A 14,543-nucleotide genomic window follows, 5' to 3' on the forward strand; every position below is an offset into this window, starting at 1 on the left:
TACCAGTCCTTCGAAAAAATCGACTTTGAGGCGTCCTGGGGACGCTTCGACAAAATGTTGCGCGTGAACAAGCTGGATGAAACGCAGTCTGTTCAGCATCGAATATTTATCACCGAGGCGCCCTCGTGGCGCGTCGCTACCGTGAGATAGCCGTCCTCCATGTTTGGTTCCAACGACGACAAGAAGACCCCAGCTGCGGCTGGCGAGAAAAAAAGCCTGTTCGGATGGCTGCGCAAGAAGCCGCAGGAAACCGTCGTCGAACAGCCAGAAGCGCTACCTGAGCCCGCCGCCGAAACAGTGGCCGAAGAGGCCGCGCCCATCGTCCTGCCGATTGCCGAGCCGGTGCTGCAGCCGGCCGAGCCTGAACCCGAGCTCGCGCCTGAGCCGCTGGCCGAACAGCCGCTGACCCCGCCGGCCGGGCAAACCCCTTGGCTGACCTTGCCGGTGGCGGAAGAGCCGGTCGCACTGGTCGAGGACGAGGTTGCGCATACCCCACCACCGATTCCGGCAACGACGCAACCTGTCGAGAAGCCGGTCGAGGCGCCGGTTGCCGAAGCGCCAGCGTCCGTCATTACGCCCGCCGCGCCTCAACCCGTTCCTGAGCCAGAGCCTGCTCCGGCTGAGGTTCCGACTCCGGCCGAGCCGCCACGCACGGCCGAAGAAAACAAGGTCGGCTTCTTCGCCCGCCTCAAGCAGGGCCTGTCCAAGACCAGCGCCAGCATCGGCGAAGGCATGGCCAGCCTGTTCCTGGGCAAGAAAGTCATCGATGACGAATTGCTGGAAGACATCGAAACCCGCCTGCTGACTGCCGATGTCGGTGTCGAGGCCACGTCGGTGATCATCCAGAGCCTGACCCAGAAGGTCGCGCGCAAACAGCTGACCGACGCCGATGCCTTGTACAAATCCCTGCAAGGCGAGCTGACCAGCCTGCTCAAGCCGGTGGAAAAACCCCTGGTGGTGGCTTCGCAGAACAAGCCGTTCGTGATCCTGGTCGTGGGCGTCAACGGCGCCGGCAAGACCACCACCATCGGCAAGCTGGCCAAGAAGCTGCAGCTCGAAGGCAAGAAAGTCATGCTGGCCGCGGGCGACACCTTCCGCGCCGCCGCGGTCGAACAGCTGCAGGTGTGGGGCGAGCGCAACAAGATCCCGGTGATCGCCCAGCACACCGGTGCCGACTCCGCCTCGGTGATCTTCGACGCCGTACAAGCGGCCAAGGCCCGTGGCATCGATGTGCTGATCGCCGACACCGCCGGTCGCCTGCACACCAAAGACAACCTGATGGAAGAGTTGAAGAAGGTTCGCCGGGTGATCGGCAAGCTCGACGCCGACGCGCCCCACGAAGTGCTGCTGGTGCTGGACGCCGGTACCGGCCAGAACGCCATCAACCAGGCCAAGCAATTCAACCAGACCGTCGAACTGACCGGGCTGGCCCTGACCAAGCTCGACGGCACGGCCAAGGGCGGGGTGATTTTCGCCCTGGCCAAGCAGTTCGGCCTGCCCATTCGCTACATCGGCGTGGGCGAAGGCATCGACGATTTGCGCACCTTTGAAGCCGAGCCCTTTGTCCAGGCACTGTTTGCCGAGCGGGAGCATTCATGATTCGTTTCGAACAGGTCGGTAAACGCTATCCGAACGGTCATGTCGGCTTGCATGAGCTGAGCTTTCGGGTCCGTCGGGGCGAGTTTCTGTTTGTCACCGGCCATTCCGGCGCCGGCAAAAGTACCCTGCTGCGCCTGTTGCTGGCGATGGAACGACCGTCTACTGGCAAACTGCTGCTGGCCGGCCAGGACCTGAGCACCATCAGCAATGCCCAGATCCCCTACCTGCGGCGGCAGATCGGCGTGGTGTTCCAGAATCACCAATTGCTGTTCGACCGCACGGTGTTCAACAACGTGGCGTTGCCGTTGCAGATCCTCGGCTTGTCCAAGGCCGAGATCATCAAGCGCGTGGACTCGGCCCTGGAGCGCGTGGCCCTGTCGGACAAGACCGACCTGTACCCAGGCGACCTGTCCACCGGCCAGCAACAGCGCGTCGGCATCGCCCGCGCCATCGTCCATCGCCCGGCCTTGCTGCTGGCGGACGAACCCACCGGTAACCTCGACCCGCGCCTGGCGGCGGAAATCATGGGCGTGTTCGAAGACATCAACCGCCTGGGCACCAGTGTGCTCATCGCCAGTCACGACCTGGCACTGATCGCGCGCATGCGTCACCGTATGCTCACCTTGCAACGCGGTCGACTGATCGGTGACGGGGAGGCCGGCGTATGAGTGCTACTCGCAGCCCGAAAGTGGCCGAACGCGTGGCCCCGAAGGCCTCCGATCCGCAGCCGCAAAAGAAAAAGCGCGACGATGACGACGGCCCGGACTTCGCCACGCTGCTGCGCGCCTGGATCGAAAGCCATCGCGCCAGCCTGCTGGACAGCCTGCGGCGCCTGGGCAAGCAGCCCATCGGCAGCTTCTTTACCTGCATGGTGATGGCGGTTGCCTTGAGCCTGCCCATGGGGCTGTCATTATTGCTAAATAATGTGGAGCGCCTCGGCGGTTCCTGGCAGCGCGCCGCGCAGATTTCCCTGTACCTGCAGATGGACGCCAGTCCTGGTGAAGGCCAGGCGTTGCGTGAGCAAATCAAGGCCATGCCAGGCGTGTCCGATGCCGAATACATCGGGCGCGAGCAGGCGCTGGAGGAATTCCAGCAGCAGTCCGGCCTGGGCGATGCCCTCAAGGAATTGCCGGAGAATCCGCTGCCAGGCGTGGTGCTGGTGACGCCGAACGAGGTCGACAAGCCGGCCCTTGAAGCATTAAGACAAAGACTTTCCGAGTTGCCGAAGGTACAACAGGCGCAACTTGATCTAGTCTGGGTCGAGCGTCTGGCGGCGATCCTCAAGCTGGGCGACCGGTTTGTCTTCGGTCTGACGGTGCTGCTGGTTTCTGCATTACTTTTGGTGATAGGCAATACCATTCGTCTTCATATTGAAAACCGCCGCACCGAGATAGAAGTGATTAAACTCGTCGGCGGTACGGACAGTTATGTACGCAGGCCCTTCCTTTATATGGGGGCGCTGTATGGCTTCGGTGCCGGCATTCTGTCTTGGGGCGTATTGGCGTTTGGCCTGGATTGGCTGAACGATGCGGTAGTGGGGCTGGCCGGTTTGTACGGCAGTGATTTCTCGCTGGCCGGAGTGCCAGTCGCCGACGGTCTGTCGCTCTTGCTTGGCGCGGTGCTGTTGGGTTATATCGGTGCATGGATTGCGGTCGCACGCCACTTGCGTGAGCTTGCGCCAAAATAGTGTTTTTTGCGCGTATTGACCTTTCGGTTTTTGTGGGAACTTGTCCTACGGTTCCCGGTCAATTTTCGCAGTGCTGAACTGCACGAGTTATGTAAGTTGGAGGTTTTTTCGTATGACCACTTCTTTGCAACCTGCTTATGCTCTGGTCCCGGGTGCGAACCTGGAGGCCTATGTGCACACGGTCAACAGCATCCCGCTGCTGACCCCCGAGCAGGAGCGTGAACTGGCCGAGAGTCTCTACTATGAGCAGGATCTTGAGGCGGCTCGGCAGATGGTGCTCGCCCACCTGCGTTTTGTCGTACATATCGCCCGCAGCTATTCCGGCTACGGGCTGGCCCAGGCCGACCTGATCCAGGAAGGCAACGTTGGCCTGATGAAGGCGGTCAAGCGTTTCAACCCGGAAATGGGTGTACGCCTGGTGTCGTTTGCCGTGCACTGGATCAAGGCGGAAATCCACGAGTTCATCTTGCGCAACTGGCGCATCGTGAAAGTCGCGACCACCAAGGCCCAGCGCAAGCTGTTCTTCAATCTGCGCAGCCAGAAGAAGCGTCTGGCCTGGCTGAACAACGAGGAAGTCCATCGCGTTGCCGAAAGCCTGGGCGTGGAGCCTCGGGAAGTGCGCGAGATGGAAAGCCGCCTGACCGGCCATGACATGGCCTTCGACCCGGCCGCCGAAGCGGACGACGACAGCGCTTTCCAATCGCCGGCCAACTATCTGGAAGACCACCGGTACGACCCGGCGCGTCAACTGGAGGACGCCGACTGGAGCGACAACTCCAACACCAACCTGCACGAAGCACTGGAAGTGCTGGACGAGCGCAGCCGCGACATCCTCTACCAGCGCTGGCTGGCCGAGGAAAAAGCCACGCTGCACGACCTGGCGCAGAAGTACAACGTGTCGGCCGAGCGGATTCGCCAGCTTGAGAAGAGCGCGATGAACAAGCTCAAGGTCTCGATCGCGGCTTGACCTGCGATAGCGACAATAAAAAACGCCCCGATCAGTGATGATCGGGGCGTTTTTTATTGTGCTCAATCTCGGACCTGACACTCCACCTGTGGGAGCGGGCTTGCTCGCGAATGCGGTGTGCCAGTCCACATCAATGTATCTGGTGCACCGCATTCGCGAGCAAGCCCGCTCCCACAAGGGGTCTCCAGTGTCTTGGTTATTGGGCCCAAGGCGCTCGCCGCGAATTATTGAGCTCCAGCAAATAACCGGCGCCCCCCAACTGGCTCATCTGCTGGCGAATCCAACCCGCCCGCCGTAGCACGTAGGGGCTCGGCCGGCTTGCGCTCCATTTTCGCGGGTTGGGCAACACCGCCGCCAACAGGCTGGCCTGTTGCCGGGGCAATGCACCCGCGCCCACGCGAAAGTGATGCCGCGCCGCCGCTTCCGCTCCAAACACGCCGTCATCCCACTCCACGCTATTGAGGTACACCTCGAGGATCCGCTGCTTGGGCCAGAACACTTCGATCAGCGCGGTGAACCAGGCCTCCAGGCCTTTGCGCAGCCAGCTGCGGCCCGACCACAGGAACAGGTTTTTCGAGACTTGCTGGCTGAGGGTGCTGGCGCCGCGGATCGAGCCGCCACGGCCATTGTGGGCGAAGGCGGCCTGGATCGCACCGATGTCGAAGCCCCAGTGTTCGGGGAATTTCTGGTCTTCGCCAGCAATTACCGCAACCTTGAGGCTGTCGGATATCTGCTCCCAAGGTTGCCAGTCGCGCTGCAGGTCGATCGGCTCGCCGTTGAACCAGGATTCAACCTTGCGCTCGATCATCAGCGCGGTGAACGGTGGCGGCACCACGCGAAACAGCAGCACCAGCACAACGCTGCCGACGGCGAACCAGAGCAGGGCTTTAAGGAATCGTCGAAACAATGTACGCAGCATAGAGATGGCTTGGCCGAACCCGTCGAGCGGGCCATTATACAGACCCTGCCCACCGAGTCTGATTGGAGTTCCCATGTTGCGTAGCTTTCTGATGCTGGCGGCTTTTTTCGGTTTCACAGGCGTGGCGTTGGGGGCATTCGCCGCCCATGGCCTGAAAAGCCGCCTGAGCGCCGATTACCTGGCGATTTTCCACACCGGCGTCACCTACCAACTGGTCCACACCCTGGCGTTGCTGGGCGTCGCGCTGCTGGCCACGCACATTCCCGGACGCATCGTCACCTGGGCTGGGGTTTCCTTTGTGATCGGTATCCTGTTGTTCTCCGGCAGCCTGTATTTGTTGACCCTTACAGGCGTTACCAAGCTGGGCATCATCACGCCCTTGGGCGGCGTGGCCTTCCTGATCGGCTGGTTGTGCCTGGGCATCGCGGCCTGGCGCCTGCAACTTGCCGCTTGAAGCTTGAAGCTTGAAGCTTGTAGCTCGTAGCTGACCAAGGGGCTTGGGTCACCCAGACTGATCGGGCTAGAATGCCAGCCCCTAAAAATGATGGCGGCATCCGGCATGCGCATTCAGTTGAACGGCGAACCCCTTGAACTGCCCGACGGTGAAACCGTTGCGGCCCTGCTGACCCGTCTGGAACTCACCGGACGCCGCGTCGCGGTGGAACTCAATCTGGATATCGTCCCGCGCAGCCAGCACGCCGAAACCACGTTGAACGACGGTGATTCGGTCGAAGTGGTCCATGCCATCGGCGGCGGCTAGTCGCCTCGGTTTCGCAGCATTTCGCAAGAACCTCACCCCAACAGAGGATTTCCCATGAGCATCGTTCGTAGCGACAAGCCCTTCGTCCTGGCCGGTCGTACCTACCAGTCGCGCTTGCTGGTAGGCACCGGTAAGTACCGCGACATGGAAGAAACCCGCCTGGCCATCGAGGCCTCGGGCGCCGAGATCGTGACCGTCGCCGTGCGCCGGACCAACATCGGCCAGAACCCGGGCGAACCGAACCTGCTGGATATCCTGCCGCCGGATCGCTACACCATCCTGCCGAACACCGCCGGTTGCTTCGACGCCATCGAGGCTGTGCGCACCTGCCGCCTGGCCCGTGAACTGCTCGACGGCCACAACCTGGTGAAGCTGGAAGTGCTGGCGGACCAGAAGACCCTGTTCCCCAACGTGATCGAAACCCTCAAGGCCGCCGAGACCCTGGTCAAGGAAGGTTTCGACGTGATGGTCTACACCAGCGACGACCCGATCATTGCCCGTCAACTGGCGGAGATCGGCTGCATCGCGGTCATGCCGCTGGCCGGCCTGATCGGCACGGGCCTGGGGATCTGCAACCCATACAACCTGCAGATCATCCTGGAAGAAGCCAAGATCCCGGTGTTGGTGGATGCCGGTGTCGGTACCGCCTCTGACGCCACCATTGCCATGGAATTGGGTTGCGAAGCGGTGCTGATGAACTCGGCCATCGCCCACGCCCAGCAGCCGATCCTGATGGCCGAAGCCATGAAACACGCCATCGTCGCCGGTCGCCTGGCGTACCTGGCCGGGCGCATGCCGAAAAAACTTTACGCCAGCGCCTCCTCGCCGCTGGATGGTCTGATCAAGTAAGAGCCATTGATGACTGAATCGAACGACACGCCGGTCCTGCCGGAAGAAGGCGAAGAGCGCCAGCACCGCCGCATCAAGAGTTTCGTAATGCGCGCCGGGCGCATGACTGAAGGCCAGCAGCGTGGCCTGGAGCAGGGCGCGCCGCTTTATGTCCTGCCGTTGGCTGACGCACCGGTCGACTTCGACCAGGTATTTGGCCGCTCGGCCCCGCGCTCGCTGGAAATCGGCTTTGGCATGGGCCACTCGTTGTTGGAGATGGCCGCCGCTTCACCTGAGCAGGATTTCATTGGTGTGGAAGTCCACCGTCCAGGCGTCGGTGCGCTGCTCAATGGCGTACTGACCCAAGGGCTGACCAACCTGCGGGTCTACGATTGTGACGCCATCGAAGTGCTCAACCGCTGCGTGGCCGATAACAGTCTCGATCGGCTGATGCTGTTCTTCCCGGATCCCTGGCACAAAAGCCGTCACCATAAGCGCCGGATCGTCCAGGCGTCGTTCGCTGAGCTGGTGCGTAGCAAGTTGAAGGTCGGCGGTGTGCTGCACATGGCCACCGACTGGGAACCCTACGCCGAGTACATGCTGGAAGTGATGAACGTCGCCCCGGGTTATCGCAACCTGGCCGAAGATGGCAAGTGCGTGCCGCGCCCGGCTGAACGGCCGATCACCAAGTTCGAGCGCCGTGGCGAACGGCTTGGGCATGGGGTTTGGGATTTGAAGTTCGAGAAATTGGCGTAAACACCAGAAATCCCTGCTGAAATGGGATTCCCTGTGGGAGCGGGCTTGCTCGCGAAAGCGGTGTAGCAGTCGACATGGATGTTGAATGTTCTGCCGCATTCGCGAGCAAGCCCGCTCCCACATGTGTTTCGTGGTGTCTGTTGGTTCAGCGCCGATCCGCCACTACGCCAATCAACACCAGCACCACCAACAACACCGGCGCCAGGCTGTAGTTGTTGAACTGGCTCAAGCCCCTGACGATCCACGGCGTGGCATAGATCAGCGCCGCGCCGCTGCCGATCATGCATAGCAGGGCGATCAAGGGGACGCGCAAGGCGCCGGCGATGCTGCCCAGGCGCTGTTCGACCCAGCCCTTGATGTCGGCACCAAACAGCACCAGCAAACAGCCTACCAATGCCAGGGAGATTTCCGACAGGTTGCTGCGGCTCCAGCGGGACACGGTGGCCAGCAGGTCGAGTACCAGATCCATTCGATTTCCTTGTGTTGATCAGCTCAGAAATGTCTGCAGCAAGTCATTGAGAAACAGCTGTCCGCGCTCGGTGGCCGCCAGACGTGTCGGTTCGACCTGCAACAACCCGCTTTGTTCGGCCTCGCGCCGGCCTTCGGCCAGGCTTTCAAGTGGCAGCCCGGTGCGCTCCGGGTACAGCCGCGCTTCCACGCCTGCGGTCAGGCGCAGGGCGTTCATCAGGAACTCGAATGGCAGTTCTTCGTTGGCCAGGATTTTCTCGCCGGCCTGGAAGCTTTTGGCTGGGTTGAGGTAGTCCTTGGGCAGGCGGGTCTTCCAGGTGCGCACGATGCGCCCGTCCGGATGGCTGAGCTTGCCGTGGGCGCCGGCACCGATGCCGATGAAGTCGCCGAAACTCCAGTAATTGAGGTTATGCCGCGCCGCCCGACCGGGCTGGGCGTAGGCCGAGACTTCGTATTGGCCGTAGCCGTGTTCGGCCAGCAAGGCCTGCCCGGCTTCCTGGATGTCCCACAGCGTGTCGTCTTCGGGCAAGGTCGGCGGCTGGTTCCAGAACACCGTGTTCGGCTCCAGCGTCAATTGGTACCAGGACAGGTGGGTCGGCTTCAAGGCGATGGCCTGGCGCAGGTCGCTCAAGGCGTCGTCGAGGGACTGGTCGGGCAGCCCATGCATCAGGTCCAGGTTGAAATTGTCGAACCCGGCCTGGCGGGCCATGCCGGCGGCGCGCACCGCCTCGTCACCGTTATGGATCCGGCCCAAGGCTTCGAGCTTGGCCTGCTGGAAGCTCTGGATGCCGATGGACAAGCGATTGATGCCCAGGGCCCGGTAGGCGACGAACTTTTCCTGCTCGAACGTGCCGGGGTTGGCTTCCAAGGTGATTTCAATGTCCTGGGCGAACGGTATCCGCGCTTCGACACCCTTGAGCAAGCGGCCCAAGGCCTGGGCGCTGAACAGGCTCGGGGTGCCGCCACCGAAGAAGATCGAGCTCAGCGGGCGACCGTAAACCGCGTGCAGGTCCTGGTCGAGGTCGGCCAGCAGGGCGTCGACATACTCTTCTTCCGGCAACTGCGGACTGGCGGTGTGGGAGTTGAAGTCGCAATACGGGCATTTGCGCACGCACCACGGGATGTGGACGTACAACGCCAGGGGCGGCAGCACCGGCAGCGGCGCCCGAGGCGTTTGGACACCGCCATGAATCAGCGGTGCGGGAGCGTCATCGATCATTGCAGGCCCAGGCGTTGACGCAGCAGGGCCATGGCGCGGGCGCGGTGGCTCAGTTGGTTTTTTTCCACCGGCCCCAGCTCGGCGCTGGAGCAATTGCGCTCCGGCACCCAGAACAACGGGTCGTAGCCAAAACCGTGCTCGCCGCTGGCCTCGGTGAGAATGCGCCCGTGCCACAGGCCCTCGCAGAGGATCGGCAACGGATCGTCGGCGTGGCGGACCAAGGCCAGCACACAGACGAACTGCGCGCCGCGCTCGGCTTCGGGCACGTCCTTGAGGGCGTCGAGCAGCTTGGCGTTGTTCGCCGCGTCACCTTTGCCGTCAGCGTAACGGGCCGAGTAAATGCCCGGCGCACCGCCGAGGAAATCCACGGCCAGTCCGGAATCGTCGGCCAGCGCTGGCAGACCGGAGATACGCGCGGCATTGCGGGCCTTGAGAATGGCGTTCTCGACGAACGACAGGCCAGTCTCCTCCGGTTCCACCTGGCTGAATTCGCCGATGGAGCGCAACTGCACCGACCCGCCGAGCATGGCCTGCAGTTCCTTGAGTTTGCCGGCGTTGTGGCTGGCCAGCACGAGTTGGGTAAGGTTGATCATTGGCCCGGGAACAGTTCCTGGTTGAAGTTGAGGGTGTTGATCTTGTCGCCGATCCGCACCTGGATCTCGAAGGTGCGGTTTTCCTGCTGGGGCACCGGATACTGGGCGATGTAGTAGATCGCGCCTTGCTCGATCACCTGCTTGAATTGCAGCGGGATGCTCTGGCTGGTGAGGTCTTTCACCGTGCCGCTGACCTGGGCCATCAAGGGCTTGCCGCCCTTGATCACCGAAATATTGATCACGCCCTGGTTCTTGCTGCGAATCAGCTCGGCTGCCTTGGCGATGTCGGGCGTCAGGAACGTGGAGTTGAAGGTGTTGTAGTGCACGGTGATATCACCGAATTTTTCCATGCGCTCGGCCTTGATGGCGTCGGCGGCCATGGCGCCAACGCTCAGGCAAGCGGTGATCAAAAACAACGCTAGACGTTTCATGTCGTGCTCCTGGTGAGGCCGGGGCTCACACCGCGACCTGATGATCGGCCAGGCCTGGGCTGCTGACCCGATAGATGCCTATTTCCCCTAACAGATTAGGCCATAGCTTGCTGGCCCACCCGTGGCGGTGCTGTTGGTCCACGGCCAGGCGATCGATGACCTTGGCCTCACGTTCGTGGCACAGCGCTTCGAAATCCTTGAAGGTGCAGAAGTGGATGTTCGGCGTGTTGTACCAGGTGTAGGGCAGGAAATCCGAGACCGGCATGCGGCCCTTGCTCGCCAGGTACCAGCGGCAGCGCCAGTGGCCGAAGTTGGGGAAGGTGATGATGCACTGGCGTCCGACCCGCAGCATTTCGTCGAGGATCTTGTCCGGGTAGTGCACCGCTTGCAGGGCCTGGGTCATGACCACGATGTCGAAGCTGTTGCTGGCGAAGTTGCCCAGGCCCTTGTCCAGGTCCTGCTCGATGACGTTGATGCCCTTGGCGACGCACTCGGCAATGTTGTCCGGGTCGTTTTCCAGGCCGTAGCCGGTGACTTGCTTGTTGTCCCGCAGCCAGGTCAGCAGTTCGCCGTTGCCGCAGCCCAGGTCGAGCACGCGGCTGCCGGCGGGGATCCATTCCTGGATGATGTCCAGATCGGCTCTCATGGCGTCCTCACAGCGTTATACGGTTCATGTAGTTGCCGAACGCCTGCAGGTAGCGCGGGATCGGGATCAAAAAGGCGTCGTGGCCCTGGGGCGCGTCGATTTCCAAGTAGCAGACGTCCTTGCGCGCGGCCATCAGCGCATCCACCAGCTCCCGCGAGCGCGCCGGGGAGAAGCGCCAGTCGGTGGTGAACGACATCACACAGAACTTGGCGGTGGCGTTGGCGAAGGTTTTCGCCAGGTTATCGTCGAAGTTCGCCGCCGGATCGAAGTAGTCCAGCGCCTTGGTCATCAACAGGTAGGTGTTGGCGTCGAAACGCCCGGAGAACTCTTCACCTTGATAACGCAGGTAACTCTCGACCTGGAACTCGACGCTGTGGAAGTCGTAGTTGAGCTTCTCGCTCTTGAGTCCTCGGCCGAATTTCTCGCCCATGGAGTCGTCGGACAGGTAGGTGATGTGCCCGACCATGCGCGCCAGCATCAGCCCACGCTTGGGGATCACGCCGTGTTCCTGGAACGAACCGCCGTGGAATTCCGGGTCGGTGAGGATCGCCTGGCGCGCCACTTCGTTGAAGGCGATGTTCTGCGCCGACAGCTTGGGCGCCGAGGCGATTGCCAGGCAGTGGCGCACGCGGTCCGGGTAGGTGATGGTCCATTGCAGGGCCTGCATGCCGCCCAGGCTGCCACCGATCACCGCCGCCCACTGGCCGATGCCGAGGCGGTCGGCCAGGCGCGCCTGGCTATGGACCCAATCTTCCACGGTCAGTACCGGGAAATCGGCGCCGAAGGGCTTGCCGGTGTCCGGGTTGAGGCTGCTGGGGCCGGTGGAGCCGTTGCAACCGCCGAGGTTGTTCAGGCTGACCACGAAAAACTTGCTGGTGTCGATGGGCTTGCCCGGGCCAATGCAGCTATCCCACCAGCCGGGCTTGCGGTCGTCGATGCTGTGGTAGCCGGCGGCATGGTGATGCCCCGACAAGGCGTGGCAAATCAACACGGCATTGCTCGCCGTGGCGTTGAGGGTGCCGTAGGTTTCGTAGATCAGGTCATAGGCTGGCAACGAACGGCCGCAGGCCAGGGCCAGGGGCTCGCTGAAATGCGCCGTTTGCGGCGTCACCAGACCAACGGAATCGGGGGGAAAGGCAGCTGGCATCGACCCTGCTCGCGTTGAAATGAGGCGTAAGTCTAAAGACCGCTGGGGTTAGCGGCAAGCAAACGGCGGCGCTGATTGTCCGCTGATGCAAACCCTGTGGCGACTGGATCAATCTGTGGCGAGGGAGCTTGCTCCCGCTGGGGCGGGCTGGCGCTCCAGCGCGAAGCGGCCCCGTAGGAGCTGTGTAGGAGCTGCCGAGTGCAACGAGGCTGCGATCTTTCCCCTGACAATTGAGTCGTGAGCGAAAGATCAAGATCAAGATCAAGATCAAAAGATCGCAGGCTTCGCCAGCTCCTACAGAGCCCAGCGGGAGCAAGCTCCCTCGCCACAGGAAAAGTTGCAGCGTGCTTTAGATCAGCAACCGCAGGATCTCCGGCATCATGGTCATTGCCGCCAGGTTATTGATCACCAGCATGTCGATCAGCTTGAGCACCATGAACGCCAGGATCGGCGAGATGTCCAGGCCACCCAGGTTCGGCACGATGCGGCGGAACGGTGCCAGGGCCGGCTCGCAGATCTGGTTCACCAGTTCGGCACCCGGGTTATGGCTGCCCGGCGCGACCCACGACAGGATCACGCTGATGATCATGGCGAAGAAGAAAATCTTCAGGAACAGCGCGGTCACGCCAATGATCGACCAGATCAGCAGTTGCAGCGGGTTGCCGGTGGTGCCGTAGGTCAGCAGCAAGGTCAGGGCCATCAATGCCAATTGCACCAGGATCGCCAGGACCAGCGACGACATGTCCAGGCCGAACAGGCTCGGGATGATCCGGCGCAGCGGCTTGAGCAGCGGCTGGGTGGCCTTGACGATGAACTGGCACAACGGGTTGTAGAAGTTGGCACGCACCAGTTGCAGCACGAAGCGCAGCAGCACGATCAGCAGGTACAGGCTGCCGAGGGTTTGCAGCACGTAGACCGCTGCAGTGTTCAATCCAATCATGAATGGCTCCTTATTGGCCCAGTTGTTCGGCCATTTCGGCCGAGCGGTGCGCGGCGGCGCCGAGTGCTTTTTCCACCAGGGCTTCGAAGCCCCCGGCCTGGAACGATTTGATGGCCGCTTCTGTGGTGCCGGCCGGCGAAGTCACGCGGCGGCGCAGCTCGGCCGCATCGACGTCGCTGGACACCGCCATGTGCGCGGCACCGAGGGCGGTCTGCAAGGTCAACTGGGCGGCGGTTTCCCGGCTCAGGCCAAGCTTCTCGCCAGCGGCGGTCATGGCTTCGATCAGCAGGAAGAAGTACGCCGGCCCCGAGCCGGAGACGGCGGTGACGGCGTCCAATTGCTGTTCGGTGTCCAGCCACAGGGCCAGGCCCACGGCCGACAGCAGCGTTTCGGCCTGCTGGCGTTGTTCGGCGCTCACCTGTTCGGTGGCGAACAGGCCGCTGACACCCTGGCGCAGCAGCGCCGGGGTGTTGGGCATGCAGCGTACGATCGGCTGCTCGCCGAGCCAGTTGTTCATGCTGGCGCAGGTGATACCCGCTGCAATCGACACCACCAGTTGATGGGGCTTGAGGCTTGGGCGCAGGGCCTCGCAGACGGTTTTCATCGCTTGCGGCTTGACCGCCAGCACGATGACGTCCGCGCCGTCGATGGCCTGGGCGTTGTCGGCAAAGGTCTCGATGCCGTGCTCGGCGCTGACTCGGGTGCGGGTCTCTTCACCTGGATCGCTGGCGCGGATCAGAGAAGCGTCCAGACCCTTGGCCCGCAGGCCGCCGATCAGGCTGGCGGCCATGTTGCCGGCGCCGATGAAAGCAATACGCGTGTTGCTCATGACAGGTCCTTATAAAGAGATGAGTCGGCCATGGTTCAGGAGTGACCGTAGTCGCGGGCGCCAAACAGGGCAGTGCCGATGCGCACCCAGGTGGCGCCTTGGGCAATGGCCGACTCAAGGTCGTGGCTCATGCCCATGGAAAGTGTGTCCAGTGGCAGTGCCAGGCTGGCTTGCAGGCGTTGAACGGCGGCGAAGGCCGCATCCTGGGCGGTGCGGTCATCGGTGGGTTCGGGAATTGCCATCAGCCCGCGCAGCTTCAAGCGTGGCAAAGCACTGATGGCATTGGCGAGGGCGGGCAGGTCGGCCGGAGTGCAGCCGGATTTGCTGGCTTCACCGCTGACATTGACCTGGATGCAGATGTTCAGCGGCGGCAATTCGGCCGGACGCTGCTCGGACAGGCGCTGTGCAATTTTCAAGCGATCCACGGAATGCACCCAATCGAAGTGTTCGGCGATAGCACGCGTCTTGTTCGATTGAATGGGGCCGATGAAGTGCCAGATCAAGGGCAGGTCGGTCAATTCGGCCTGTTTGCTCAAGGCCTCTTGCAGGTAGTTCTCGCCGAAGTCCCGCAGGCCGGCGGCATAGGCTTCACGCAGGGCCTGGGCGGGCTTGGTCTTGCTCACGGCCAGCAGTTGGACGCTGCCTTCGGCACGTTGGGCGGTCTGCTCCGCCGTGCGGATACGCGAACTAACCTGAGCAATGTTGTCTGCTATCGTGGACATAAAGAAGCGCCAGCGGTGAGGTTCGCGGCATT

18 protein-coding genes are annotated in these 14,543 nt (G+C 62.3%); 8 read left to right on the plus strand and 10 right to left on the minus strand.

The window, feature by feature from the left end:
* Window positions 1–159 precede the first annotated feature (159 nt).
* The 4 genes from ftsY (at window position 160) to rpoH (ending at window position 4,253) form a co-directional block, all read left to right on the plus strand.
* A complete protein-coding gene (ftsY, locus tag J3P88_RS02090; RefSeq protein WP_434573747.1) occupies window positions 160–1,599 on the plus strand; it encodes a signal recognition particle-docking protein FtsY in 1,440 nt (479 codons plus the stop codon).
* Window positions 1,596–2,267 carry a cell division ATP-binding protein FtsE gene (gene ftsE, locus J3P88_RS02095; RefSeq protein WP_003177474.1) on the plus strand — a complete coding sequence of 224 codons (672 nt, stop codon included), beginning with the start codon at window positions 1,596–1,598 and terminating at the stop codon, window positions 2,265–2,267. The genes ftsY and ftsE overlap by 4 nt, the downstream gene beginning before the upstream one ends.
* Complete coding sequence (gene ftsX, locus J3P88_RS02100; RefSeq protein WP_186707535.1) at window positions 2,264–3,286, plus strand: permease-like cell division protein FtsX; 1,023 nt, start codon at window positions 2,264–2,266, stop codon at window positions 3,284–3,286. The genes ftsE and ftsX overlap by 4 nt, the downstream gene beginning before the upstream one ends.
* A 112-nt stretch (window positions 3,287–3,398) precedes the next feature.
* Window positions 3,399–4,253 (plus strand): RNA polymerase sigma factor RpoH, encoded by an 855-nt coding sequence (gene rpoH, locus J3P88_RS02105; RefSeq protein ID WP_003177476.1) that lies wholly within the window; start codon window positions 3,399–3,401, stop codon window positions 4,251–4,253.
* 196 nt (window positions 4,254–4,449) lie between these two features.
* Here the strand turns inward: rpoH and mtgA are convergent, their stop codons facing one another.
* A complete protein-coding gene (gene mtgA, locus J3P88_RS02110) occupies window positions 4,450–5,172 on the minus strand; it encodes a monofunctional biosynthetic peptidoglycan transglycosylase (protein WP_434573750.1) in 723 nt (240 codons plus the stop codon).
* Between the two features lie 73 nt (window positions 5,173–5,245).
* Between mtgA and J3P88_RS02115 the strand changes: the two genes are divergently transcribed.
* The 4 genes from J3P88_RS02115 (at window position 5,246) to trmB (ending at window position 7,516) form a co-directional block, all read left to right on the plus strand.
* Window positions 5,246–5,626 carry a DUF423 domain-containing protein gene (locus tag J3P88_RS02115; protein WP_186707533.1) on the plus strand — a complete coding sequence of 127 codons (381 nt, stop codon included), beginning with the start codon at window positions 5,246–5,248 and terminating at the stop codon, window positions 5,624–5,626.
* A 105-nt stretch (window positions 5,627–5,731) separates the two neighbouring features.
* Window positions 5,732–5,932 (plus strand): sulfur carrier protein ThiS, encoded by a 201-nt coding sequence (thiS, locus tag J3P88_RS02120; protein ID WP_163006804.1) that lies wholly within the window; start codon window positions 5,732–5,734, stop codon window positions 5,930–5,932.
* 54 nt (window positions 5,933–5,986) lie between these two features.
* A complete protein-coding gene (locus J3P88_RS02125; RefSeq protein ID WP_003177480.1) occupies window positions 5,987–6,781 on the plus strand; it encodes a thiazole synthase in 795 nt (264 codons plus the stop codon).
* Window positions 6,782–6,790: 9 nt separating this feature from the next.
* Window positions 6,791–7,516, plus strand: a complete 726-nt coding sequence (trmB, locus tag J3P88_RS02130; RefSeq protein WP_181288180.1) for a tRNA (guanosine(46)-N7)-methyltransferase TrmB — start codon at window positions 6,791–6,793, stop codon at window positions 7,514–7,516.
* Between the two features lie 145 nt (window positions 7,517–7,661).
* Here the strand turns inward: trmB and J3P88_RS02135 are convergent, their stop codons facing one another.
* The 9 genes from J3P88_RS02135 to J3P88_RS02175 all read right to left on the minus strand — a co-directional run bounded on the left by J3P88_RS02135 (window position 7,662) and on the right by J3P88_RS02175 (window position 14,511).
* Window positions 7,662–7,985, minus strand: coding sequence for a DUF3392 domain-containing protein (locus J3P88_RS02135; RefSeq protein ID WP_014340681.1), 324 nt, complete (start codon window positions 7,983–7,985; stop codon window positions 7,662–7,664).
* 18 nt (window positions 7,986–8,003) lie between these two features.
* Window positions 8,004–9,203 (minus strand): radical SAM family heme chaperone HemW, encoded by a 1,200-nt coding sequence (gene hemW / locus J3P88_RS02140; RefSeq protein ID WP_434573753.1) that lies wholly within the window; start codon window positions 9,201–9,203, stop codon window positions 8,004–8,006.
* The gene (gene rdgB, locus J3P88_RS02145) at window positions 9,200–9,796 is read right to left on the minus strand and encodes an RdgB/HAM1 family non-canonical purine NTP pyrophosphatase (protein ID WP_250963760.1); all 597 of its coding nucleotides are present in this window, start codon (window positions 9,794–9,796) and stop codon (window positions 9,200–9,202) included. The genes hemW and rdgB overlap by 4 nt, the downstream gene beginning before the upstream one ends.
* On the minus strand, window positions 9,793–10,227 hold the full coding sequence (locus tag J3P88_RS02150; protein ID WP_186707531.1) for a DUF4426 domain-containing protein: 435 nt from the start codon (window positions 10,225–10,227) through the stop codon (window positions 9,793–9,795). The genes rdgB and J3P88_RS02150 overlap by 4 nt, the downstream gene beginning before the upstream one ends.
* Window positions 10,228–10,252: 25 nt before the next feature.
* Window positions 10,253–10,873, minus strand: coding sequence for a methionine biosynthesis protein MetW (gene metW, locus J3P88_RS02155; RefSeq protein ID WP_053126236.1), 621 nt, complete (start codon window positions 10,871–10,873; stop codon window positions 10,253–10,255).
* A 7-nt stretch (window positions 10,874–10,880) separates the two neighbouring features.
* Complete coding sequence (metX, locus tag J3P88_RS02160) at window positions 10,881–12,020, minus strand: homoserine O-succinyltransferase MetX (protein ID WP_046063237.1); 1,140 nt, start codon at window positions 12,018–12,020, stop codon at window positions 10,881–10,883.
* A 349-nt stretch (window positions 12,021–12,369) separates the two neighbouring features.
* Window positions 12,370–12,960, minus strand: a complete 591-nt coding sequence (locus tag J3P88_RS02165; RefSeq protein WP_072405911.1) for a YggT family protein — start codon at window positions 12,958–12,960, stop codon at window positions 12,370–12,372.
* A gap of 10 nt (window positions 12,961–12,970) precedes the next feature.
* On the minus strand, window positions 12,971–13,789 hold the full coding sequence (proC, locus tag J3P88_RS02170) for a pyrroline-5-carboxylate reductase (RefSeq protein ID WP_434573757.1): 819 nt from the start codon (window positions 13,787–13,789) through the stop codon (window positions 12,971–12,973).
* 35 nt (window positions 13,790–13,824) lie between these two features.
* Window positions 13,825–14,511 (minus strand): YggS family pyridoxal phosphate-dependent enzyme, encoded by a 687-nt coding sequence (locus tag J3P88_RS02175; protein WP_434573759.1) that lies wholly within the window; start codon window positions 14,509–14,511, stop codon window positions 13,825–13,827.
* Between the last annotated feature and the right edge of the window lie 32 nt (window positions 14,512–14,543).

The sequence above is a fragment of the Pseudomonas sp. Z3-6 genome (genome assembly GCF_051131985.1).
Lineage (GTDB): Bacteria > Pseudomonadota > Gammaproteobacteria > Pseudomonadales > Pseudomonadaceae > Aquipseudomonas > Aquipseudomonas zanjanensis.